The following is a 22,409-nucleotide window of genomic DNA, read 5'->3' on the forward strand; positions in this document are numbered from 1 at the left end:
TTCACCCTTCGGCTTGCCGGTAAATGATGGTGCTGCTGCCCACGACGATCCGCGAGCCGTCGCGGAGCGTAGCGCGGGTGGTGTGCTGCCCGTCCACCACGATGCCGTTGGTGGATCCGAGATCCTGGATCGTCGAGGGCGTTCCGGTCCGGATCTCGCAGTGCCGGCGGGATACGCCGGGGTCGTCGATCCGCACGTCGGCTTCCGTGCTGCGGCCCAGCACCAGCGTCGGGCGGGAGATCTGATGGCGGGTGCCGTTGATCTCGATCCAGTAGCGCATGCGCCCACCGGCCGCAGGTGCGGCGGGCGGCCGTTGGCCGAGCGGCGCGGCGCCGGGGCGGCCGCCACCGGGCGGCGGCGTGGCCGGCATGGGCGGCGCGCCCGAGGGCGCTGCCGTGGGCGGGTACCCGTAGCCGCCGGGGCGGCCCGCGGCGGGGCTCGCCGGGGCGCCCGAGGGGGCCTGCTGGTTGGTGGAGGAGGCGAGCGTACGGCTGCGCACCCGGTACAGACCGGTGTCGAGGTCGTCGGCCTTCTCCAGATGGACCTTGATGGCGCCCATGAAGGTGTAGCGCTGCTGCTTGGCGTAGTCGCGCACCATGCCGGCGAGCTCGTCGCCGAGCTGGCCGGAGTAGGGGCTGAGGCGCTCGAAGTCGGGCGTGCTCAGCTCCACGATGAAGTCGTTGGGGACGACCGTCCGGTCGCGGTTCCAGATGGTCGCGTTGTTGTCGCACTCCCGCTGGAGTGCTCCCGCGATCTCCACGGGCTGGACCTCGGACTTGAACACCTTGGCGAAGGTGCCGTTGACCAGACCTTCGAGACGTTGCTCGAACTTCTTCAGGACTCCCATGGGGCACCTCCTCCGTCGTCACCGCTCTGCGTACCGCGTCGGTACTGCTTACTGATCGTATCCACGCGCCGGGGAATCGGCTGGTTCCCCCTGTCGGCCCGGTCGATCGGTGTCACCCGGTGTCGACGCCCACTGAAGTCCCTTCCCGGATTCCCGCCGGGGCTCCTTTTCGAACTACCCAGTCCGAACTCTGCCAAGGATCGTAGAGGCGGCGCGAGACCAGTGTCCCGCACCGGACTGTGCACCCCGTCCCTCTCCAGTAGAGATGGCCGGGACCGGTACGAGGTTGATACGTGAACCAGCACTCGTTGATACGTGCCCGCAGGAGCCGTGTGTTCGGTCCGTGCTGGTCGGCTGGGTCACGTAGCCGTGGAGCCGGTCGGCTGCCGTTAAGGGATGTGAAGCCACCCTCTCCAGCGTGCTAATCTTCTCGATGTCGGAAGGCGCCAACTCCGCGAGGGGCGGGGCTCGAAGACACACCCAATGCGCGGGTGGCGGAATAGGCAGACGCGCTGGATTCAGGTTCCAGTGCCCGCAAGGGCGTGGGGGTTCAACTCCCCCCTCGCGCACAGCGAAGCGGTCCCATCGTGATCACGATGGGACCGCTTCTTTTTTGTCTGTTCACCCAGTGTGCGGAGGGGGCGGTCGCCGACTTCCGGGCTCTGGAGTGTGAGGAGTCTCTCAGGAGATTCAGTAAGGGCTTTCGGCTTCCGGTGGCGCGGGACGGCGTGGGGGCGTGCCGCATCCCGCGTGTGCGGTTGGGTGCGGCGTCGGGGTCGGCGTCACGTGAATTGCCGCAGATGCGGATTCAAACGATGTTTCACGTGAAACGGTGCTGAGTGAGCCCGTGCGGCGGCTCTTCTGGAGGTTTGCCTCGGGAAACCTGTCAGTACCGTTGACGCTCGCCCGCCTCATACCTATCTTCTGGTCGGAAATTCGCACAACGTTCGTAATTTCGAACGTTGCTCTCGCTTTGTCCGACCCCCCACACCTGCCAGAGACGAGGCGCACATGGCACCGCCCCTCTCCAGACGCTTCCTCCTCCAGTCCGCGATGCTCGCCGCGGCCGTTCCCGGAGTTTCCTTCACGGCGGGTGGCGGCCGTGCGGTCGCCGCTGCTGTTCCGACGCCTTCCGCCTGGTCGGTGCGGCCCTTCGAGCTCAAGGACGTGGCGCTCGGCCAGGGCCTGTTGGCCGACAAACGCCGGTTGATGCTCGACCACGGCCGCGGCTACGACGTCGACCGGCTGTTGCAGGTCTTCCGTGCCAACGCGGGGCTCTCCACCAAGGGCGCGGTCGCCCCCGGCGGCTGGGAGGGCCTCGACGGCGAGGCCAACGGCAACCTTCGCGGCCACTACACCGGGCACTTCCTGACGATGCTCGCCCAGGCCTATGCCGGCACCAACGACACGGCGTACGCCGACAGGATCCGCTACATGGTCGGCGCCCTGACCGAGGTGCGCGCGGCGCTGCGCACCGACCCGCGCATGCTCGCCGTCACCGGGAAGTTCGGCACTGCCCAGGAGAACGTCCGCGGCTCCTACCAGTACGTCGACCTGCCGAACAGCGTGCTCGGCGGTGCCTCTGCGATCACCCTGTCGGCCTGGGTGAAGCCCACCCACAACGCCAACTGGACGCGGGTCTTCGACTTCGGCGACAACACCACCCGCTACATGTACCTGGCGGCGCGCAACACGAGCGGCTTCCCGCGCTTCGCCGTGACCGCCAACGGGCCCGGCGGGGAGCAGGGCCTCAACGGCACCGCCGCGCTGCCGCTCAACCAGTGGAGTCATCTCGCGGTGACGATCGGCAGCGGCACCGGCACGCTCTATGTCAACGGCACGGCCGTGGCGCAGAACACGTCGATGTCCCTCACGCCGGCGGCCCTCGGCACCCTGGCGAACAACTGGCTGGGTCGGTCCAATTTTCAAACCGACCCCGTCTTCGCGGGCGCGTTGGACGAGTTCAACGTCTGGTCGCGGGCGCTGACGGCCGCCGAGATCACGTCACTCCAGAGCAATCGGGCGTCGGCTTCCTCTGCGGGGCGGGGCAACCTGGCCTCGTACGACTTCTTCGAGACCAGCGGCGGCACGTTCGAGGACGGCTCCGGGCGCGGCCTGACCGCCACCCTGCGCCGTACCTGGGGCGCGCCCAGCCATGCCGGTTTCCTGGCGGCGTACCCGGAGACGCAGTTCATCGAGCTGGAGTCGATGACCAGCGGCGACTACACGCGCGTGTGGGCGCCGTACTACACCGCGCACAAGGTCCTGCGCGGTCTGCTGGACGCGTACCTCCATGTCGACGACGCGCGGGCGCTCGATCTGGCCTCGGGCCTGTGCGACTGGATGTACTCCAGGCTGTCGAAACTGCCGGACGCCACCCTGCAGCGGATGTGGGGGATCTTCTCCAGCGGCGAGTACGGGGGTCTGGTCGAGGCGATCGTCGACCTGTACGCGATCACCGGCAAGGCGGACCATCTCGCCCTGGCCAAGCTGTTCGATCTGGACAAGCTCATCGACGCCTGTGCCGCGAACACGGACACGCTCGACGGTCTGCATGCCAATCAGCACATCCCCATCTTCACCGGGCTCACGCGGCTGTACGACGTCACGGGAGAGGCGCGCTATCTGACGGCGGCGAAGAACTTCTGGGGCATGGTGATCCCGCAGCGCATGTACGGGATCGGCGGCACCAGCACGGCCGAGTTCTGGAAGGCGCGCGGGGTCATCTCGGGGACGATCAGCGACACCAACGCCGAGACCTGCTGCGCGTACAACCTGCTGAAGCTGAGCCGGAGCCTGTTCTTCCACGAACAGGACCCGAAGTACATGGACTACTACGAGCGGGCCCTGCTCAACCAGGTCCTCGGCTCCAAGCAGGACACGGCCGACGCGGAGAAGCCGCTGGTCACGTACTTCATCGGGCTGAAGCCCGGTCATGTGCGCGACTACACCCCCAAGCAGGGCACCACCTGCTGCGAGGGCACCGGTATGGAGAGCGCCACCAAGTACCAGGACTCGGTGTACTTCACCAAGGCCGACGGCAGCGCGCTGTACGTCAACCTGTACAGCGCCGCCACGCTGAACTGGTCCGCGAAGGGCGTGACGGTCGCCCAGAGCACCGACTACCCCCGGGAGCAGGGCTCCACGATCACTATCGGGGGCGGCAGCGCGGCCTTCGAACTGCGGCTGCGCGTGCCGTCCTGGGCGACCGCGGGTTTCCGGGTGACCGTCAACGGCAGCGCGGTGAGTGGCACTCCCGCAGCGGGCAGCTACTTCACGATCCCCTCCCGCACCTGGCGCGGCGGGGACGTCGTACGCGTGACGATCCCGTTCCGGCTGCGGGTGGAGAAGGCCCTCGACGACCCGTCGCTCCAGACCCTGTTCTACGGGCCGGTCAACCTGGTCGGCAGGAACAGCGGTACGAGCTATCTGTCGTTCGGGCTGTACCGCAACGCCGGGCTCTCCGGCGACCTGCTGCCCTCCCTCACGCCGGTGAGCGGAAAGCCGTTGCACTACACGCTGGGCGGCACCGAATTCGCTCCCTTCTACGAGGGGAGCGAGGATCCGACCCACGCCTACGTCCAGCGCTCCGAACCGAAGGTCGTCCTCGGCGGCACCGACTCGGGCGTTGCCAACCCGGCGAAGTCCGACGGCACGACCCTGCTCGACGAGATCTGGGCCGGGGCGCCGTTCGCCGACAAGGGCTCGCTGGTGGCGCGCGTGCAGTCGACCGTCGGCTCCTGGGTGTCGGCCGGGCTGCTGAGCCAGGCCGACGGGCAGAAGGTGGTGACCACCGCGCAGAACGCGACGTACGCGGCCTGACGGTACGGGCGGCTGCTCCCTCGGTGGGGGCGGTCGCTCCTCGCGTTCCCCGGATGGCCTACGCGGCGAGGCGCTCGGCCAGGCTCTTGGCCTTGATGGCCGCGTCGTCGAGGGCCTTGGCGCGGGAGGCCTCCGAGAGCGGGATCAGCTCGCTCATCGCGGGGTTGTGCGGGGCCATCGTGAGCTCCGGGACGATGAAGTCGACCTCCAGGCCGAGGGTTTCGGAGAGGACCGCCGTCAGGTAGTTCTGCACGTACTCCAGCGGTTCGCGCGGCGTGCCCGGGGCGTAGGAGCCGCCGCGGCTGGCGACGACGGTGACCGGTGTGCCGTTCGTCTTCGAGTCCTCGTTCATGGCGGTGCGGCCGATGAGAACCACATTGTCCAGCCACGCCTTGAGGGTCGACGGGATCGAGAAGTTGTACATGGGGGCGCCGATCAGGATCGCGTCCGCCTGCTCCAGCTCCACGATGAGCTTCTCCCGCTCGGCGAAGGCCGCGGCCTGCTCCGGGGTGTGCGTGGCCGGGTCGGCGAAGCCGGCGGTGTGCGCGTCGGCGCTGATGTGCGGCACGGGATCGGCGTGAAGGTCGCGATAGACGACCGTGCCGTCCGGATGCTGGTCCTCCCAGGCCTTGCGGAAGGTTTCCGTCACCGCGCGCGACGTCGAGGCACCGGCGGGAAAGACGGACGAGTCCAGGTGCAGGAGGGTAGCCATGGGGAACTCCAAAAGAAGTGGCTTCGCTTTCGTACTCGACTATAGATAACATAGCTACTTACTTTTTTTCATCCCTATATCCGGGCCAAGTACCCTTGCCTCATGGCGGAGCAGCAGCAGGACATCCATGGCGCCGGGCCGTGCCGACAGGTCGACGAAGGCATCACCCGCGTGTTCGCCCTGCTCGGCAAGCGCTGGACGGGCCTGATCGTGGCCGTGCTGATGCCGCACCCCGCGCACTTCGTCGACCTGCGCAGGGCGATCCCCGGCATCAGCGAGCGCATGCTCTCCGACCGCCTCACTGAACTCGGTGCGGCAGGCCTGGTGGTGCGCGAGGTCGACGCAGGGCCACCGCTGCGCGTCACCTACCGGCTGACCGAGGCCGGGGCCGCGCTGGGACCGGCGCTGTGGGAGCTCCAGGACTGGGCCAAGATCCATCTGCCGCAGAGCCGGCCGTGTGCGGGGACGGCGCGGGAGTAGCGCGGCGAGCGCCGACCGGCTCAGCGCTGCGCGGGTCATCTCCTCGGCACGCGGTCCGGCTGCTCCGCTCGCGTTCCGGCGCAGCGCTAAGCGGGTCGGCTCGGCGGCGAGCGGGCCGGGTTCTCCACAGGTGTGGACGGGTGGCGCGCGGAGTTGTCCACAGGGTCTGACGCGTTTCGGCCGTCGGCTGTACGGTCGTCACGAGTTGATGTTCGTGCGTGGACGTGTGCGGAAGGGCGGTCGGTGTGAGCGAGGCCGGTACGACGGTGGCGGGGCCGGTGGCCGAGGCGGAGTCGGCGGAGTTCCGGGAGACCGGGGCGGGAACGGCGGTGTCGCGGCCGGCCGGCGCGCGGGTGCCGGGGGTGTCCGGGTTCGCCCGGTGGCCCTCTGAGGGATCGCCCAAGGACGAGGGCAAGGCGCTGCGCACGCGGGTGCCCCGCAGCGCGCACGCGGATCTGACGCTCACCACGGATCGGCTGGACGCGGAGTCCGCGGTGGAGGAGTCCAACCGCGGCCGGATCCCCGGTCTCGCCCCGATACGGGCCGGCAGGATGGCGGCCACGCCCTTCGCGTTCATGCGCGGCTCGGCGGGCCTGATGGCATACGACCTGGCCCGTACGCCCATGACCGGCATCGGCACCCAGATCTGCGGTGACGCCCACGCGGCCAACTTCGGCCTGTACGGGGACGCCCGCGGCGACCTCGTCATCGACCTCAACGACTTCGACGAGACCGTGCACGGCCCCTGGGAGTGGGACCTCAAGCGCCTCGCCACCTCGCTGGTCCTCGCCGGCCGCGAGGCGGGCGCCGACGAGGACATCTGCCGGAAGGCGGCCTATGACGCGACGGGCGCCTATCGGCGCACGATGCGGCTCCTCGCGAAACTCTCGGCGCTCGATGCGTGGAACGCCATCGCGGACGAGGAACTGGTCTCCTACACCGACGCCCACGATCTGCTGGGCACCCTGGAGCGGGTTTCGGAGAAAGCGCGCGCCAACACGAGCGGCCGTTTCGCGGCCAAGGCGACCCGGCAGGTGGAGGGCGGTGGCCGCCACTTCGTGGATGCCCCGCCGGTGCTGCGCCGCGTGGGCGACGAGGAGGCGACCGCGGTGGCCACCTCGCTGACGCAGTACCTGACAACGCTCTCGGAGGACCGCCATCCGCTGCTCGCCCGGTACGCAGTGCACGACGTGGCTTTCCGTGTGGTCGGGACCGGCAGTGTGGGCACCCGCTCGTACGTCGTCCTGCTCCTGGACCACCGGGGTGAACCGCTCGTTCTCCAGGTGAAGGAGGCCCGGCCCTCGGCGCTCGAGCCGCATCTCGCGACCGCCGGTTTCGAGGTGCCGGAGGTGGACCACGAGGGACGCCGGGTGGTCCTCGGCCAGAAGCGCATGCAGGTCGTCAGCGACATCCTGCTGGGCTGGACCACGGTCGACGGACTCCCCTTCCAGGTACGCCAGTTCCGCAACCGCAAGGGCAGCGTCGACCCCGCGGCCCTGGCCGCCGACCAGATCGACGACTACGGCCGCATGACCGGGGCCCTCCTCGCCCGCGCCCATGCCCACAGCGCCGATCCCCGCCTCATCGCCGGCTACTGCGGCAAGAACGACGAACTCGACGAGGCGACAGCCACGTTCGCCGTGACCTACGCGGACCGCACGGAGGCGGACCACGCGGACCTGGTGGCGGCGGTGCGGGCGGGGCGGATCGCGGCGGAGACGGGGGTCTGAGGCGAGGGCCGATGGGGTCTCCGGGGCGGTTGGGGGCGTTCGGTCGGCTGGGGCGCCCAGGTCGACAGGGTGTTTGAGCGAGCGGAGTGTTCGGAGGCGTCCGGGGTGACTGGGTGACTGGGTGACTGGGTGACTGGGCGGGTGGCCGGGGCCAGGGTGTCCGGATGCGTCGGCTGAGCCCCGGCTGTGTCGACCGGGCGGCCGGATACGGCGCGGGTGTTCTCATCCCGTCCCGGCGTCTCCGGTGGCTTTCGGTGGGGCTCGGAGCCGTGGCCTAGGCTGGGTCGGGTGACGACCCCGGAAGCCGAGCAGACACCGTCCGAGCGCCCCACCGAGCCCGTGGAGCCCGATGAGGGCACGGAGCCTGTCGAAGACACGACGCCCGCCGAGGGCGCGGCGTCTGCCGAGGGTGAGACCCCCGCTGACGATGCGGCTTCCGCCGAGGGGTCGGCGTCCGAGGGCTCGGGCTCGGGCTCGGGGCGGCCCGAGGAGCGGCTGGAGCGGGCCGTGCGGGCGGCCGAGCAGGCGCTGATCGAGTACGAGATCGCGGTGGAGACCTTCCGGGTCGAGGTGGAGAACTTCTCCCGGTTGCACCACCAGAAGCTCGGTCCCGTGTACGCGCGGCTGGACGAGCTGGACGCCCAGATCGCCGAGGCGAAGGCCGCGCGCACCGGTGACCCCGAGGACGTGCGCAAGGCGCAGGAGGCGCGGGCCCGGGTCATGCCCATGCCTGGCGTGGAGGAGCTGTTCCACGGCTGGATGGACTCGGAGGGCCTGTTCCCCGAGGCGGCGGCCATGCTCACCGACCAGCCCGTACGGTCACCGGAGCGGGTGCGCCCGAGCGACGAGGCACGCAGGCTCTACCGCGAGCTGGTCCGCAAGGCCCACCCCGACCTGGCACAGGACGACAAGGAGCGGGAGCGGCGGGGCGGGTTCATAGCCCGGGTGAACGCCGCGTACGGCCGTGGGGACGAGGTGCTGCTGCGGGAGTTGTCCGAGGAGTGGGCGGCCGGCCCTGTGCCGGACGAGCGCAGGCCGAGTCGTGCCGAGGAGCTGTACGCCCGCCTCGAATGGCTGGCCCAGCGCAAGGAGCTCCTCGCCCTCGTCGCCCGTGAGCTGGAGGAGGGCGCGATCGGGTCGATGCTCCGCCTCGCGCCCGACGACCCCGACCGCCTCCTCGACGAGATCGCCGACCAGCTGCTGTCGGAGGTCGAACAGCGGGAGGCGGAGCTGGCGGGACTGCTCGGTCAGGACGGGTAGGCGGGGAGGCCCGCCCTGCCTGGTCGGACTGTTGAGGGCTCGGGCTGTCGGTCGTCCGGTCGGGTAGCGTCGTACGCATGCATTTCGGAGCTGGTGTGCCCACGGTCGAGGTCAAAGACCTCAAGGACGACGACTTCCTGCTGGACGTCCGGGAGGACGACGAGTGGCAGGCGGGTCATGCCGAAGGGGCGCTGCACATCCCCATCAGTGAGTTCGTGGCGCGCTACGGCGAGGTGACCGAGGCGGCCCCGCAGGACGGCAGGGTCCACGTGATCTGCCGCTCGGGCGGGCGTTCGGCGCAGGTCACCATGTATCTCGTCCAGCAGGGCATCGACGCCGTGAACGTGGACGGCGGTATGCAGGTCTGGGCAGCCGCCGGCCGCCCGGTGGTGGACGACAAGGGTGGCGCGGGGTTCGTTCTCTAGGGAACGTGCGCAGGCACCGCAGATGGGTTGGGGCGCGCGGACAGGACGTGCGCGCCCCGAGTCGCGGCGTGCGCGGCGCTCAGCCCAGTGGGTGTGCCGCCAGAAGGTCGCCCAGCGCCTCCTCGTGCGCCGCCGCGGGGCCGAGCGACAGTTCGAGGTGCTTGGCCCAGGCGTGATAGCGGTGCAGCGGGTAGTCGACGTCGGCGCCGAAGCCCCCGTGCAGATGCTGCGCGGTCTGCACGACCCGCCGTACACCCTCAGAGGCCCAGATCTTGGCCACGGCGACGTCCCCGGCGGCGGGCAGCGCACCCCCCGCTCCGGAGGTGATCCGCCAGACGGCCTGCCACAGCGTCGCCTCCATCGCGCGAAGATCGATGAAGCGGTCGGCGGCCTGTACGGCGACGGCCTGGAACGACGCGATCGGGAAACCGAACTGTTCCCGTTTGCCGGCGTATTCGCTGGTCATGCCGAGCACGCCCTCACCCAGCCCGAGCGCCAGCGCGCACGTCCCGGTGGCCAGCAGCTCCCGCAGCCGCTCCCACGCCCCCTCCGCGTCGATGACGTCCCGCGCGGCGATCCGTGCCGACTCCAGCCGCAGCTCCGCCAGCCGTTCACCGGCGGTGGAGACCTGCTCGGCGAGCGCCACCCCCTCGTGGACGCGGGGAACGAGGGCGAGCACGACCCGGCCGTCGGCGACAGTAGTCGTGTCCCGCTCGTCTCCGTCGGAGGAGACGGCGGGGGTGACCGACTCCGGCGCGACCGTCGCGGGGACGACGACGAAGTCCGCGTTGTGCGCCCATGGCACCGCCGTCTGCACGCCGTCCAGGACCCAGACTCCGTCGTCGCCCCGCCGAGCGGTCACGGCCAGTTCGGCCGGGTCGTGGCCCGTGCGGCCGTGCGCGGCGACGGTCAGGACGACCTCGCCCCGGCCGACGCGTGCGAGCAGATCCGCCTTCAACTCCTCGCTCCCGTGCGCCTGTACGGCCACAGCGGCCGCGCTGCTCTCCAGCAGAGGCCCCCTGGCCAGCACCTTCGCCGACTCGCGCAGCACCAGGCACAGCGCGATCGGGTCCAGGCCCGACCCGCCGTACGAGGGGTCCAGCAACAGGCTGAGCAGGTCCGCGTCGGCGAGCTTCGCCCACAGGGCCCGGTCGAAGTCGTCGGCCACGGCCCCGGGCACGAGCGACGGGCTCGGTACCCCGTCCGGCGCGACCCCGGCGAACACCGCCCTCGCCGCTTCGGCCGCCGCCTGCTGCTCCTCGGTGAAGGTGAAGTCCACGGTCCCGCCCCTTCCGTGTCGCCGATGACGGGGCGTCAAGATAGAACAGGTTCTAGAAGAAGGGAATGGTGTGGGCCGAGGCAGTGGTCGGGTGGCAGGCGCGGCAGGCGGCAGAGTGGCCGAGGCGGCTTCCGGGAGAGAGGCGGACCACACCGCGCCGTAAGGTGTCCCCGCTGTGGATAACCTCATGGGTGCCGTGTGAGCGGTGTGACGATGTGACTGCTGTGGCCATCGGGGCTGTGCCGGAGGACGCGGCTGAGTAAGTTCCGGTGGGGAAGTGGACCGGGTAGTGGGAATCGGGGAGCGGGGCGGAATGGACGCGAACGACGAGGTCTCGAACGCCCGGCGAGGGCCGGACGAGCCCGAGGGCTCCGCCTCCGCGAGCGATGCGACCTCGCAGGCCCAGCCACCCCGGCAGACCCCGGCCCAGGCCCCGGCGTCCGCCCCCTCGTCCCCGCCGCAGTCGCCGTCGGAGTCGGAGTCGCTTCCCCGGACGCGACCGGAGCAGATGGCCGAACCGGCGCAGCCGGCCTCCGGTATCGCCGCGCTCACCCTGCCGTACCAGATCGCCGTGGCGCTGGTGCTCGCGGTCGTGGCGGTGGCGACCTGCGCGCATCTCGGGCTGGTGTTTCTCCACATCGCGCCGTCGAACACGCTGACGAAGCAGCACGGTCGGGCGGTGGACGAATGGGTGTACCCGGAGTTCGAGCAGAACTGGAAGCTGTTCGCGCCGAACCCGTTGCAGCAGAACATCTCGGTGCAGGCGCGCGCCGAGGTCCGCACCGCCGACGGCAAGGTGCGCGAGACCGGCTGGTACGACCTCTCGGCGCTGGACGGCGCCGCGATCGACCGCAATCCGGTGCCGAGCCACGCACAGCAGAACGAACTGCGCCGGGCCTGGGACTTCTATACGGCCACCCACGACGGCGAGCACCGCGCCACCTCGTCGCGCGGCGACCTGTCCGAGCGCTATGTGCGCCGCATCGTGGTGATGCGCCTCGACCGCGAGCAGGCCGACGGCCCCGGCGGTGTGATCGAGCGGATCCAGCTCCGGTCCCGTACCACCAACGTGTCGCCGCCCGAGTGGAGCGAGGAAAAGGTGTCCGACAAGCCCGTCGTCCGTGAGCTGCCCTGGTGGTCGGTGACCGACAACGACCGGACGGACGCCGCCGCCAACGCGGGCGGCGCCGGCCGGGCCGTCACCGGTCGGACGGAGGCGAACGCCGAATGAACTCCATGAGCCCGACCGACCGGGTCCAGCCGGTGAGCCCGACAGGGCGTCTCGCCGCCGCGATAGGCAACGGGATCACCCGGGCCACCGATCGCGCGCTGGGCCCGTACCAGAGCGCGATCATCCGTATCGGCTTCTCCGCGACCTGGCTGCTGTTCCTGCTGCGCGAGTTCCCGCACCGGCGCGAGTTGTACGGCCCCGACGGGCCCTGGAGCTGGGAACTGGCCCAGCGGCTGATCGCGAACAACGACGCCTTCACCGTGTTGATGTGGTCCGACAGCATGGTGTGGTTCGAGATCGTCTACGCCGTCGCCATCCTGTCCACCCTTCTTCTGCTGCTCGGCTGGCGCACCCGCGCCGCGAGCGTGCTGTTCATGGCGGGGGTCCTCTCGCTGCAGAACCGCAGCGTCTTCATGGGTGACGGCGGCGACAACGTCATCCACCTCATGGCGATCTATCTCGTCTTCGTCCGCTGCGCCCAGGTCTGGTCGCTGGACGCGCGGCGCGCGCGGCGCAGGCGCGAGCGCCTGGAGCGGGACGGCAGGGCACCGGAGGACCGGGTCGGCCCCGCCCTGTGGTGCGTGCTCGGGTTCGCGCTGCTGGTGTCGACGTTCGGCGGTCTGATTCCCGGCGGTCTGCTGGGCGGCTGGCTGACGTTCTTCTGGGGGCTGTGGGCGGTGCACGGCCTGTGGTGGGCCGTCGGCCGCATCGAGTCGGACATCAAGCCGCGCGTGCTGCTCGACATCGTCGGCAATCTCACGCACAACGCCGCCCTGGTCGTGATCATGGCTGAGGCGTGTCTGATCTACGCGGCGGCCGGCTGGTACAAGATCCAGGGCTCGCGCTGGCAGGACGGCACGGCCGCCTACTACCCGCTCCACCTGGACTACTTCTCACCCTGGGCCGCGCTCTCCGACCTGATGTCGTCCAGCGGCACGATGGTGATGCTGGTGACGTACGGGACGGTGATCGTGCAGGTCGCCTTCCCGTTCACACTCTTCAACCGGCGAGTCAAGAACGTCCTGCTGGCCGTCATGATGACCGAGCACGCCGTGATCGCCGTCGTGCTGGGCCTGCCGTTCTTCTCGCTCGCGATGATCGCCGCCGACGCCGTCTTCCTGCCGACGCCCTTCCTGAAGCGCCTGGGTGGCCTGGTGGCACGCGCGCGTGACCGCGTCGTACGTCGCGCGGCGCCGGGGCGCGGCCGTACGGTCCCGGGCCCGCGCGACCCGCAGCAGCCGCCGGTCCCGCAGGAGAAGGAGGCGGCCGAGCAGGCGCACGTAGGCTTCACCGCATGAACGATCCGGTGAGCGGACCAGAGGACGGACCGGCGGGCGGCCCGGTGACCGGATCGACCGTCCGCCAGGCGGCGGACGGTCCGACGGACGACGGTCCGGCGGACGATTCCCTGCGGACCTGGCGCCGCCTCGCCGACACCGCCGTCCTGCTCGACGGTTTCCACGCGCTCAAGCACGCCGTGCGCTTCGACGCCGAGGTGCCGGTGGCCGTCACCGTCGACCGCGCGGCGGCGCTCGCCCTCGCCGACGACCTGGCCCCGGACGTACGGGATCGGCTCGCGCACCTCCTCCGGGAGGTCCCGCAGGAGACGTACCGGACCCTAGTGCCGCGCCCGCACCCCACCGCCGTCGCCGCCCTGGCCGTACGCCCCTCGCGCGCGGTCAATCTGGCGGCCCTCGCCCACACCCCGCGCACCGCGCCCGTCGTCGTCCTCGACAACCCGCGCAACCTGGGGAACGCGGGGGCGGTGATCCGGCTGGCCGCCGGTTTCGGCGCGACCGGCGTGGTCACCACGGGCACCCTGGACCCCTGGCACCCCACGGTCGTGCGCGGCGGGGCGGGCCTGCACTTCGCGACCGCCGTCGAGCGGCTGGAGGTCGCCGACCTGCCCCCGGGCCCGCTCTTCGCGCTCGACCCCGAGGGCGACGACATCCGGGGGCTGAAGCTCCCGGACGACGCCGTCCTCGCCTTCGGCTCAGAGCGCAGCGGCCTCTCCACCGAACTCCGCGCCCGAGCCGACCACTTGCTGTCCCTCCCGATGCGCCCCCAGGTCTCCAGCTACAACCTGGCGACAAGCGTGGCGATGACGCTCTACCACTGGAGCATGGGTTCCTTCTGAGCAAGCCCGGCAGGAGCGCCGGCGAAGGGGCGCGGGGAACCGCGCGACCAGCCACAACGGACCGGCAGCCGCCCCACGCCACGAGCAACCCCCTACGCGTCGCGCCGAATTTCCACCACCCGGAACCGGTTGGCCACGAACGCTCCGTCGCACAGAGCCGCATTCGCCGCCGGATTCCCACCGGACCCGTGGAAGTCGGAGAACGCCGCAGTCTGGTTCACATACACCCCGCCCGTGAGGTTCAGCGACAACTGCGCGCACTCCTCCAGACAGACCTCCTCGACAGCCTCGGCCACCTCACCGGAGGTCGTGTACGCGCCGACGGTCATCGCGCCCTTGTCGCCGATGGTCCGGCGCAGCAATTCCACCGCGTCCGTGGCCGAGTCGACGGCGACGGCGAACGACACCGGCCCGAAGCACTCGCTCATGTACGCGGCCTCGTCGTCGGTCCGCTCCCAGTACTTCCGCGCGCCGTCGAGCTTCACGATCACCGGCGTACGGACGACCGCGCCGGGGAACTCCGGGTTGCTGATCTCCCGTGAGGCGAGGGCGACTTCGCCGAGCGACGCGGCGGCTTCGAGGCGGGCCTTGACGTCGGGGTTCACGATCGCGCCGAGCAGCGCGTTCGCACGCGCGTCGTCGCCCAGCAGGCCGCCGACCGACTTGGCGAGGTCGGCGACGACCTCGTCGTAGGACTTGGGGCCCTCGTCGGTGGTGATGCCGCCGCGGGGGATGAGGAGGTTCTGCGGGGTGGTGCACATCTGGCCGCTGTACAGGGACAGGGAGAAGGCCAGGTTGGAGAGCATGCCCTTGTAGTCGTCGGTGGAGTCGACGAGCACCGTGTTGACGCCGGCCTTCTCCGTGTAGACCTCCGCCTGGCGGGCGTTGGCCTCCAGCCAGTCGCCGAAGGACGTCGAGCCGGTGTAGTCGATGATGCGGATCTCGGGGCGGGTGGCCAGGTCCTTGGCGATGCCCTCGCCGGGGCGTTCGGCGGCCAGTGCGACCAGGTTGGGGTCGAAGCCGGCCTCGGCGAGGACCTCGCGGGCGACCTGGACGGTGAGGGCGAGCGGCAGCACCGCGCGGGGGTGGGGCTTCACGAGGACCGCGTTGCCGGTGGCGAGGGAGGCGAACAGGCCCGGGTAGCCGTTCCACGTCGGGAAGGTGTTGCAGCCGATGACCAGGGCGATGCCGCGCGGCACCGGCTTGAACTGCTTGGTGAGCGCGAGCGGGTCGCGCTTGCCCTGGGGCTTGGTCCACTCCGCGTTGTCCGGGGTGCGGACCTGCTCCGCGTACGCGTACGCCACCGCCTCCAGGCCTCGGTCCTGCGCGTGCGGGCCGCCGGCCTGGAAGGCCATCATGAAGGCCTGGCCGCTGGTGTGCATGACCGCGTGGGCGAACTCGTGGGTGCGGTCGCTGATCCTCTTGAGGATCTCCAGGCACACCGCCGCGCGCGCCTCCGCGCCCGCGTCGCGCCACGCGCGCCGGCCCGCCTTCATGGCGGGCAGCAGCGTGTCGACGTCCGCGTGCGGGTAGGCCACGCCCAGCTCGATGCCGTACGGGGAGATCTCGCCGCCCACCCAGTCGTCGGTACCGGGCTGGCCGAGGTCGAGGCGGGTGCCGAGGAGGGCGTCGAAGGCGGCCTTGCCCTCGGCCATGCCCAGGCTGCCGTTCTCGCCGTACGCCTTGGGGTGCTCGGGGTGGGGCGACCAGTACGCGCGTGTGCGGATCGCTTCCAGCGCCTGGTCGAGGGTGGGCCGGTGCTTGGCGATCAGGGTCTGCGCGGACAGTTCGGCGGCCATGCTTGACCAACTCCTCACGTCAGGGGCTCTTCTTCGAGCTCTGACCTGGGCAGGAAAGAATCAGGGGATGTGGCGCGAAGCGCCTCGTTCAGGGGGTGGTGGGCGGCGGGTGGGCGGACAGAGTTAGAGTAACCGAACGATCGGTCGGGACAAGGGGGTCCGCCGTATCTGTGGACAACCCCGTGCGGGAGGATCGCGCACATGACAGGACTCGACCTCAGCAGCCCCGTGGCCGTCGTCGGCACCGGAACCATGGGTCAGGGCATCGCCCAGGTCGCACTGGTCGCGGGCCACCTCGTACGACTGTTCGATGTTGCCCCCGGCCGTGCACGGGAGGCCGTCGAAACGATCGGCGCCCGGCTCGACCGGCTCGTCGCGAAGGACCGCATGACCGGCGCCGACCGGGACGCCGCGCGCGCCCGGCTGCACGCCGCCGAGAGCCTCGCCGACCTCGCGGACTGCGGTCTCGTCGTCGAGGCGGTCCTGGAACGGCTGGACGCCAAGCAGGAGCTGTTCCGCGCGCTGGAGGGCGTCGTCGGCGAGGACTGCCTGCTCGCCACCAACACCTCCTCCCTGTCCGTCACGGCCATCGGCGGCGCCCTGCGCAACCCGGGCCGTTTCGTGGGCCTGCACTTCTTCAACCCCGCGCCGCTGCTGCCCCTCGTCGAGGTCGTCTCAGGCTTCGCCACCGACTTCACGTCGGCCACGCGCGCGTACGAGACGGCCCGAGCCTGGGGCAAGAACCCGGTCGCCTGCGCCGACACCCCCGGCTTCATCGTCAACCGCCTCGCTCGGCCGTTCTACGCCGAGGCCTTCGCGGTCTACGAGGCGCAGGCCGCCGAGCCCGCCACCATCGACGCGATCCTGCGCGAGTGCGGCGGCTTCAAGATGGGCGCCTTCGAGCTGACCGACCTCATCGGGCAGGACGTCAACGAGTCCGTCACCCACTCCGTGTGGCAGGCCTTCTTCCAGGACGTGCGCTTCACGCCCTCGCTGGCCCAGCGACGGCTCGTCGAGTCCGGCCGGCTCGGCCGCAAGACGGGCCAGGGCTGGTACGACTACGCCGACGACGCCGAGCCCCCCGAGCCGCACACCGCCGACCCGGTCGCGGCGCCCGCGTACGTCGTCGTCGAGGGTGATCTGGGCCCCGCCTCCGAACTGCTCACGCTGATCCGGGAGGCGGGCATCGCCGTCCGCGACGACGAGGAGGACCACGGCACCCGGCTCGTCCTGCCGAGCGGCGGCCAGCTGGCCCTCGCCGACGGCCAGACCTCCGTGGAGTTCCGGGACGTCGTCTACTTCGACCTCGCGCTCGACTACCGCAGGGCCACCCGGATCGCCCTGTCCGCCTCCCAGGACACTTCACCGCAGACCCTTGTGGAGGCCACCGGGCTCTTCCAGGCGCTCGGCAAGGACGTCAGTGTCATCGGGGACGCGCCCGGCATGATCGTCGCCCGCACGGTGGCGCGGATCGTCGACCTCGCGCACGACGCCGTCGCCAAGGGCGTGGCCACCAAGGAGGACATCGACACGGCGATGCGCCTGGGCGTCAACTACCCGCTGGGGCCCTTCGAATGGAGCCGCAGGCTGGGCCGCAACTGGGCGTACGCCCTCCTGGACGACCTGCACCTGCGCGACCCCTCCGGGCGCTACGCGCCGTCGCTGGCGCTGTACCGCCACGCCTACGCCTCCGACAAGCGGGAGGGCACCTCCTCATGACCACCGCCAAGCGCGACACGTACACCCCGGAGACGCTGCTGTCCGTCGCCGTCCGGGTCTTCAACGAGCGTGGCTATGACGGCACCTCGATGGAGCACCTCTCCAAGGCGGCCGGTATCTCCAAGTCGTCGATATACCACCACGTCACGGGCAAGGAGGAGCTGTTGCGCCGGGCCGTCAGCCGGGCGCTGGACGGGCTCTTCGGGATCCTCGACGAGGAACCCGCGCGCGCGGGACGGGCGGTGGAGCGCCTGGAGCACGTCGTACGGCGCATGGTCGAGGTGCTCATGAAGGAGCTCCCCTACGTCACCCTGCTGCTGCGGGTGCGCGGCAACACCGACACCGAGCGCTGGGCCCTGGAGCGGCGCCGCGACTTCGACCACCGGGTCGCCGAGCTGCTGAAGGCCGCGGCTGCCGACGGGGACGTGCGCGGTGACGTCGAGGTGCGGCTCGCGACCCGGCTCGTCTTCGGGATGATCAACTCGATCGTCGAGTGGTACCGGCCGGACGGACGGGGCATGGGCGAGCGGGAAGTCTCCGACGCGGTGGCGCACCTGATCTTCGCGGGTCTTCGCGCCCAGGACTGATCGATCCTTCGAAAGCCTGGGCTGATCGCTTCTCCGAGGGCCTGTGGGCTCGGGACCGGTCAATCCTGCGAGGCCTGTGGGCTCGGGACCGGTCATCCTGCGAGAACAGCGGGCTCGGGACCGATCACCCCTCCGGTTCCACGTCCTCCTCCTCGAACACCAGCAGCGTCCGGGTGCTGAGCACCTCCGGGATGGCCTGGAGCTTGGTGAGGACGACCTCGCGCAGGGCCCTGTTGTCCGAGGTGTGCACCAGGAGCAGGACGTCGTAGTCGCCGCCGACCAGGGCGATGTGGGCGGCGCCGGACAGCTGGCGCAGCTGGTCGCGGACCGTGCGCCAGGAGTTCTGCACGATCTTGAGGGTGATGTAGGCCGAGGTTCCCTTTCCGGCGCGCTCGTGGTTCACGCGCGCCCCGAAGCCACGGATCACGCCGTCCTCGATGAGGCGGTTGATGCGGGCGTAGGCGTTGGCGCGGGAGACGTGGACGCGCTCGGCGACGGACCGTATCGAGGCGCGGCCGTCCCCCTGCAGCATGCGCAGGATGTCCTGATCTATGGCGTCCAGCGGTCGAGGGGGCGGCAGGGCCGGGCCGTGCTCCGGCAGCTCGGCCATTTGTTCAGGTGCCATGTGCCCCCGCCTCCCTGCCATGGACGTACTGCGTTCATTTCAGGCTGTGCAGAACCGTTTGTCCACAGCCTGAGGGTGCCTGTAGCCAAAATGCGTCAACGACCGAACAATCGGTAGGTGAGACGCGTCACAGCCGTGCCGCGTCCCGGAGCCACTCCCACGAGGAGGTGCCGTATGACGGTCATGGAGCAGCGGGGCGCGTACCGCCCGACACCGCCGCCCGCCTGGCAGCCCCGCACGGATCCCGCGCCGCTGCTGCCCGACGCGCTGCCGTACCGCGTGCTCGGCACGGACGCGGCGGCCGACGCCGACCCCGCGCTGCTGCGCCGGCTCTACGCCGAGCTGGTGCGCGGCCGTCGCTACAACACGCAGGCCACGGCCCTGACCAAACAGGGCAGGCTCGCCGTCTACCCCTCCAGCACCGGCCAGGAGGCCTGCGAGGTCGCCGCCGCGCTCGTCCTCGAAGAGCGGGACTGGCTCTTCCCGAGCTACCGCGACACGCTCGCCGCCGTCGCCCGCGGCCTCGACCCCGTGCAGGCGCTCACGCTGCTGCGCGGCGACTGGCACACCGGCTACGACCCGCACGAGCACCGCGTCGCGCCCCTGTGCACCCCGCTCGCCACCCAGCTCCCGCACGCCGTGGGCCTCGCGCACGCCGCCCGCCTCAAGGGCGACGACGTGGTGGCGCTCGCCCTGGTCGGCGACGGCGGCACCAGTGAGGGCGACTTCCACGAGGCGCTCAACTTCGCCGCCGTCTGGCAGGCCCCGGTCGTCTTTCTCGTCCAGAACAACGGCTTCGCGATCTCCGTCCCGCTCGCCAAGCAGACCGCCGCCCCTTCGCTGGCCCACAAGGCCGTCGGCTACGGGATGCCGGGCCGCCTGGTCGACGGCAACGACGCGGCCGCCGTGCACCAGGTGCTCGCCGAAGCCGTGGCCCACGCGCGCGCGGGTGGCGGTCCCACGCTCGTCGAGGCGGTGACGTACCGCATCGACGCCCATACCAACGCCGACGACGCGACCCGCTACCGGGGCGACGCCGAGGTCGAGACCTGGCGTGCGCACGACCCGATCGAGCTCCTGGAGCACGAGCTGACCGAGCGCGGCCTCCTCGACGAGGACGGCGTCCGGGCCGCCCGCGACGCCGCCGAGACGATGGCGGCCGACCTGCGCGAGCGCATGAACCAGGACCCGGTGCTCGACCCCATGGACCTCTTCGCCCACGTCTACGCCGAACCCACCCCTCAACTGCGTGAGCAGGAGGACCTGTTGCGGGCCGAGCTGGCGGCGGAACAAGAAGGGGCGCACCGATGACCACCGTCGCCCTCAAGCCCGCCACCATGGCGCAGGCGCTCACCCGCGCCCTCCGCGACGCCATGACCGCCGACCCCACCGTGCACGTCATGGGCGAGGACGTCGGCGCCCTCGGCGGTGTCTTCCGGGTCACCGACGGGCTCACCAAGGAGTTCGGCGAGGACCGGGTCACCGACACCCCGCTCGCCGAGGCGGGCATCCTCGGCACGGCCGTCGGCATGGCGATGTACGGGCTCCGGCCGGTCGTCGAGATGCAGTTCGACGCGTTCGCCTACCCGGCGTTCGAGCAGCTCATCAGCCATGTCGCCCGCATGCGCAACCGCACGCGCGGCGCGATGCCGCTCCCGATCACCATTCGCGTCCCGTACGGCGGTGGCATCGGCGGCGTCGAGCACCACAGCGACTCCTCCGAGGCGTACTACATGGCGACTCCGGGGCTCCATGTCGTCACGCCCGCCACCGTGGCCGACGCCTACGGGCTGCTGCGCGCCGCCATCGCCTCCGACGATCCGGTCGTCTTCCTGGAGCCCAAGCGCCTGTACTGGTCGAAGGACTCCTGGAACCCCGAGGAACCGCAGACCGTCGAGCCGATCGGCCGCGCGGTCGTGCGCCGCGCCGGCCGCAGCGCCACGCTCCTCACCTACGGCCCGTCCGTGCCCGTCTGCCTGGAGGCCGCCGAGGCGGCCACGGCCGAGGGCTGGGACCTCGAAGTGGTCGACCTGCGCTCCCTGGTTCCCTTCGACGACGAGACCGTCGCCGCGTCGGTGCGGCGGACCGGCCGCGCGGTGGTCGTTCACGAGTCCGGCTCCTACGGCGGCCCGGGCGGCGAGATCGCGGCCCGCGTCACCGAGCGCTGCTTCCACCATCTGGAGGCGCCTGTGCTGCGCGTCGCCGGGTTCGACATCCCGTATCCGCCGCCGATGCTGGAGCGGCACCATCTGCCCGGCGTCGACCGGATCCTGGACGCCGTGGGGCGCCTGCAGTGGGAGGCGGAGAACTGATGGCCCAGGTGCTGGAGTTCAAGCTGCCCGACCTCGGTGAGGGTCTGACCGAGGCCGAGATCGTCCGCTGGCTGGTCCAGGTCGGGGACGTCGTCGCGATCGACCAGCCGGTCGTCGAGGTCGAGACGGCCAAGGCGATGGTCGAGGTCCCCTGCCCCTACGGCGGCGTCGTCACCGCCCGCTTCGGGGAGGAGGGCACGGAACTGCCCGTCGGCGCACCCCTGCTGACGGTTGCTGTGGGAGCCCCCGTTTCCGGCGCCACCGCCGACGAGGGTTCCGGCAACGTGCTGGTCGGATACGGCACGGGAGCACCTCCGGCACGACGCAGGAGGGTGCGGCCAGGGGAGCCGATCCGGTCCGTGGCGCCTGCCGCGCCGGCGGTACGGCTCACCGCCGTCGAAACGGCCGCCGCTCCGGCCGCCGCCCCCGAGCGCCCGGACGGACCCGTGCCGGTCATCTCCCCGCTCGTCCGCCGGCTCGCCCGAGAGAACGGCCTGGACCTGCGGAAGTTGCACGGCTCGGGCCCCGAGGGGCTGATTCTGCGGGCGGACGTGGAGCACGCGCTGCGGGCTGCCACGGCCCCGGTGCAGGCGCCGCAGGCCGTGACCGCGCAGCCGGTCGTCGCGCCCGTCGCGCAGTCCGCGCCCGCTGGAACCCCTTCCGGCACCCGCATCCCCCTCCGAGGTGTCCGAGGCGCCGTCGCCGACAAGCTCTCCCGCAGCCGGCGTGAGATCCCAGACGCGACCTGCTGGGTGGACGCCGACGCGACGGAGCTGATGAACGCCCGTACGGCGATGAACGCGGCCGACGGCGGCCCGAAAGTCTCCCTCGTCGCGCTGCTCGCCCGGATCTGCACCGCCGCGCTGGCCCGTTTCCCGGAGCTCAACTCGACGGTCGACATGGAGGCGCGCGAGGTCGTACGGCTGGACCAGGTGCACCTCGGGTTCGCCGCGCAGACGGAACGGGGGCTGGTCGTGCCCGTCGTACGGGACGCGCACACCAGGAACGCGGAGTCGCTCGGCGCCGAGTTCGCCCGGCTGACCGAGGCGGCGCGGACCGGGACGCTGACACCCGGCCAGCTGACCGGCGGGACCTTCACGCTGAACAACTACGGCGTCTTCGGCGTCGACGGCTCCACGCCGATCATCAACCACCCCGAGGCCGCCATGCTCGGCGTCGGCCGCATCGTCCCCAAGCCCTGGGTGCACGAGGGCACGCTGGCGGTACGGCAGGTCGTGCAGCTTTCGCTCACCTTCGACCACCGGGTGTGCGACGGCGGCACGGCGGGGGGCTTCCTGCGCTATGTGGCGGACTGCGTCGAACAGCCGGCGGTGCTGCTGCGCATGCTCTGATCACCGGCTTCGCCCGTCACGGCCCGGTCGCTCTCCGCCGTCGGAGCCGACCGGGCCGTGACCGCGTGGCTCCCCGCGTTCCCTGTGATCGC

At 71.0% G+C, this 22,409-nt stretch carries 18 protein-coding genes and 1 tRNA gene; 14 read left to right on the top strand and 5 right to left on the bottom strand.

Going from position 1 to position 22,409, the window contains the following annotated elements; translation table 11 throughout:
* Position 1 precedes the first annotated feature (1 nt).
* Positions 2 to 847 (bottom strand): FhaA domain-containing protein, encoded by an 846-nt coding sequence (locus tag ACFU53_RS04210; RefSeq protein ID WP_383985860.1) that lies wholly within the window; start codon positions 845 to 847, stop codon positions 2 to 4.
* A gap of 485 nt (positions 848 to 1,332) precedes the next feature.
* On the opposite strand from ACFU53_RS04210, the gene ACFU53_RS04215 reads away from it, so the two are divergent.
* Together ACFU53_RS04215 and ACFU53_RS04220 are read left to right on the top strand one after the other, a co-directional pair.
* Positions 1,333 to 1,416 (top strand) — tRNA-Leu (locus ACFU53_RS04215).
* 442 nt (positions 1,417 to 1,858) lie between these two features.
* Positions 1,859 to 4,669 carry a beta-L-arabinofuranosidase domain-containing protein gene (locus ACFU53_RS04220; RefSeq protein ID WP_383985861.1) on the top strand — a complete coding sequence of 937 codons (2,811 nt, stop codon included), beginning with the start codon at positions 1,859 to 1,861 and terminating at the stop codon, positions 4,667 to 4,669.
* 58 nt (positions 4,670 to 4,727) lie between these two features.
* On the opposite strand, the gene ACFU53_RS04225 is transcribed toward ACFU53_RS04220, so the two are convergent.
* The gene (locus ACFU53_RS04225) at positions 4,728 to 5,381 is read right to left on the bottom strand and encodes an FMN-dependent NADH-azoreductase (RefSeq protein ID WP_383985863.1); all 654 of its coding nucleotides are present in this window, start codon (positions 5,379 to 5,381) and stop codon (positions 4,728 to 4,730) included.
* 102 nt (positions 5,382 to 5,483) lie between these two features.
* Here ACFU53_RS04225 and ACFU53_RS04230 point away from each other — a divergent pair, with 102 nt between their 5' ends.
* The 4 genes from ACFU53_RS04230 to ACFU53_RS04245 all read left to right on the top strand — a co-directional run bounded on the left by ACFU53_RS04230 (position 5,484) and on the right by ACFU53_RS04245 (position 9,276).
* Complete coding sequence (locus ACFU53_RS04230; protein WP_383985865.1) at positions 5,484 to 5,861, top strand: winged helix-turn-helix transcriptional regulator; 378 nt, start codon at positions 5,484 to 5,486, stop codon at positions 5,859 to 5,861.
* Between the two features lie 245 nt (positions 5,862 to 6,106).
* Positions 6,107 to 7,591 (top strand): DUF2252 domain-containing protein, encoded by a 1,485-nt coding sequence (locus ACFU53_RS04235; protein ID WP_383985866.1) that lies wholly within the window; start codon positions 6,107 to 6,109, stop codon positions 7,589 to 7,591.
* A 288-nt stretch (positions 7,592 to 7,879) separates the two neighbouring features.
* A complete protein-coding gene (locus ACFU53_RS04240) occupies positions 7,880 to 8,851 on the top strand; it encodes a J domain-containing protein (RefSeq protein WP_383985867.1) in 972 nt (323 codons plus the stop codon).
* Between the two features lie 95 nt (positions 8,852 to 8,946).
* The gene (locus ACFU53_RS04245) at positions 8,947 to 9,276 is read left to right on the top strand and encodes a rhodanese-like domain-containing protein (protein WP_383985916.1); all 330 of its coding nucleotides are present in this window, start codon (positions 8,947 to 8,949) and stop codon (positions 9,274 to 9,276) included.
* A 79-nt stretch (positions 9,277 to 9,355) separates the two neighbouring features.
* Here the strand turns inward: ACFU53_RS04245 and ACFU53_RS04250 are convergent, their stop codons facing one another.
* The gene (locus tag ACFU53_RS04250; protein WP_383985869.1) at positions 9,356 to 10,555 is read right to left on the bottom strand and encodes an acyl-CoA dehydrogenase family protein; all 1,200 of its coding nucleotides are present in this window, start codon (positions 10,553 to 10,555) and stop codon (positions 9,356 to 9,358) included.
* A gap of 313 nt (positions 10,556 to 10,868) precedes the next feature.
* On the opposite strand from ACFU53_RS04250, the gene ACFU53_RS04255 reads away from it, so the two are divergent.
* Genes ACFU53_RS04255 through ACFU53_RS04265 form a run of 3 tightly spaced genes read left to right on the top strand, consistent with a single transcriptional unit; the run spans position 10,869 to position 13,923 of the window.
* Entirely contained in the window at positions 10,869 to 11,786 is a 918-nt protein-coding gene (locus tag ACFU53_RS04255; RefSeq protein WP_383985871.1) for a DUF5819 family protein, read from the top strand.
* Positions 11,783 to 13,084, top strand: a complete 1,302-nt coding sequence (locus tag ACFU53_RS04260) for an HTTM domain-containing protein (protein ID WP_383985873.1) — start codon at positions 11,783 to 11,785, stop codon at positions 13,082 to 13,084. Before ACFU53_RS04255 ends, ACFU53_RS04260 begins: the two co-directional genes overlap by 4 nt.
* Positions 13,081 to 13,923: a TrmH family RNA methyltransferase gene (locus tag ACFU53_RS04265; protein ID WP_383985875.1), complete on the top strand. Its 843-nt coding sequence runs from the start codon at positions 13,081 to 13,083 to the stop codon at positions 13,921 to 13,923. Before ACFU53_RS04260 ends, ACFU53_RS04265 begins: the two co-directional genes overlap by 4 nt.
* A gap of 92 nt (positions 13,924 to 14,015) precedes the next feature.
* Here ACFU53_RS04265 and paaN read toward each other — a convergent pair whose 3' ends face one another.
* Positions 14,016 to 15,722 (bottom strand): phenylacetic acid degradation protein PaaN, encoded by a 1,707-nt coding sequence (gene paaN, locus ACFU53_RS04270; RefSeq protein ID WP_383985877.1) that lies wholly within the window; start codon positions 15,720 to 15,722, stop codon positions 14,016 to 14,018.
* A gap of 201 nt (positions 15,723 to 15,923) precedes the next feature.
* On the opposite strand from paaN, the gene ACFU53_RS04275 reads away from it, so the two are divergent.
* Complete coding sequence (locus ACFU53_RS04275) at positions 15,924 to 17,441, top strand: 3-hydroxyacyl-CoA dehydrogenase (protein ID WP_383985879.1); 1,518 nt, start codon at positions 15,924 to 15,926, stop codon at positions 17,439 to 17,441.
* On the top strand, positions 17,438 to 18,028 hold the full coding sequence (locus ACFU53_RS04280) for a TetR/AcrR family transcriptional regulator (RefSeq protein ID WP_383985881.1): 591 nt from the start codon (positions 17,438 to 17,440) through the stop codon (positions 18,026 to 18,028). The genes ACFU53_RS04275 and ACFU53_RS04280 overlap by 4 nt, the downstream gene beginning before the upstream one ends.
* A 124-nt stretch (positions 18,029 to 18,152) precedes the next feature.
* Here ACFU53_RS04280 and ACFU53_RS04285 read toward each other — a convergent pair whose 3' ends face one another.
* Positions 18,153 to 18,638, bottom strand: coding sequence for an Lrp/AsnC family transcriptional regulator (locus ACFU53_RS04285; protein ID WP_383985918.1), 486 nt, complete (start codon positions 18,636 to 18,638; stop codon positions 18,153 to 18,155).
* Positions 18,639 to 18,827: 189 nt separating this feature from the next.
* Here ACFU53_RS04285 and pdhA point away from each other — a divergent pair, with 189 nt between their 5' ends.
* From pdhA to ACFU53_RS04300, 3 genes are read left to right on the top strand one after another with little or no spacing between them, the layout of a single operon-like run.
* The gene (pdhA, locus tag ACFU53_RS04290; RefSeq protein ID WP_383985882.1) at positions 18,828 to 19,964 is read left to right on the top strand and encodes a pyruvate dehydrogenase (acetyl-transferring) E1 component subunit alpha; all 1,137 of its coding nucleotides are present in this window, start codon (positions 18,828 to 18,830) and stop codon (positions 19,962 to 19,964) included.
* Positions 19,961 to 20,965 (top strand): alpha-ketoacid dehydrogenase subunit beta, encoded by a 1,005-nt coding sequence (locus ACFU53_RS04295; protein ID WP_383985884.1) that lies wholly within the window; start codon positions 19,961 to 19,963, stop codon positions 20,963 to 20,965. The genes pdhA and ACFU53_RS04295 overlap by 4 nt, the downstream gene beginning before the upstream one ends.
* Positions 20,965 to 22,317, top strand: a complete 1,353-nt coding sequence (locus ACFU53_RS04300; RefSeq protein WP_383985886.1) for a dihydrolipoamide acetyltransferase family protein — start codon at positions 20,965 to 20,967, stop codon at positions 22,315 to 22,317. The genes ACFU53_RS04295 and ACFU53_RS04300 overlap by 1 nt, the downstream gene beginning before the upstream one ends.
* The last annotated feature ends 92 nt before the right edge of the window (positions 22,318 to 22,409 follow it).

The sequence above is a fragment of the Streptomyces sp. NPDC057474 genome (assembly GCF_042802555.1).
Classification (GTDB): Bacteria; Actinomycetota; Actinomycetes; order Streptomycetales; family Streptomycetaceae; genus Streptomyces.

Excerpts from the sequence above, each read along its gene's own strand:
- ACFU53_RS04210 (WP_383985860.1), bottom strand. The coding sequence starts at position 847 with ATGGGAGTCCTGAAGAAGTTCGAGCAACGTCTCGAAGGTCTGGTCAAC.
- ACFU53_RS04230 (WP_383985865.1), top strand. The coding sequence starts at position 5,484 with ATGGCGGAGCAGCAGCAGGACATCCATGGCGCCGGGCCGTGCCGACAG.
- pdhA (WP_383985882.1), top strand. The coding sequence starts at position 18,828 with ATGACGGTCATGGAGCAGCGGGGCGCGTACCGCCCGACACCGCCGCCC.
- ACFU53_RS04220 (WP_383985861.1), top strand. The coding sequence starts at position 1,859 with ATGGCACCGCCCCTCTCCAGACGCTTCCTCCTCCAGTCCGCGATGCTC.
- ACFU53_RS04275 (WP_383985879.1), top strand. The coding sequence starts at position 15,924 with ATGACAGGACTCGACCTCAGCAGCCCCGTGGCCGTCGTCGGCACCGGA.
- ACFU53_RS04280 (WP_383985881.1), top strand. The coding sequence starts at position 17,438 with ATGACCACCGCCAAGCGCGACACGTACACCCCGGAGACGCTGCTGTCC.
- ACFU53_RS04255 (WP_383985871.1), top strand. The coding sequence starts at position 10,869 with ATGGACGCGAACGACGAGGTCTCGAACGCCCGGCGAGGGCCGGACGAG.
- ACFU53_RS04285 (WP_383985918.1), bottom strand. The coding sequence starts at position 18,638 with ATGGCCGAGCTGCCGGAGCACGGCCCGGCCCTGCCGCCCCCTCGACCG.
- ACFU53_RS04265 (WP_383985875.1), top strand. The coding sequence starts at position 13,081 with ATGAACGATCCGGTGAGCGGACCAGAGGACGGACCGGCGGGCGGCCCG.
- ACFU53_RS04225 (WP_383985863.1), bottom strand. The coding sequence starts at position 5,381 with ATGGCTACCCTCCTGCACCTGGACTCGTCCGTCTTTCCCGCCGGTGCC.
- ACFU53_RS04300 (WP_383985886.1), top strand. The coding sequence starts at position 20,965 with ATGGCCCAGGTGCTGGAGTTCAAGCTGCCCGACCTCGGTGAGGGTCTG.
- ACFU53_RS04260 (WP_383985873.1), top strand. The coding sequence starts at position 11,783 with ATGAACTCCATGAGCCCGACCGACCGGGTCCAGCCGGTGAGCCCGACA.
- ACFU53_RS04295 (WP_383985884.1), top strand. The coding sequence starts at position 19,961 with ATGACCACCGTCGCCCTCAAGCCCGCCACCATGGCGCAGGCGCTCACC.
- paaN (WP_383985877.1), bottom strand. The coding sequence starts at position 15,722 with ATGGCCGCCGAACTGTCCGCGCAGACCCTGATCGCCAAGCACCGGCCC.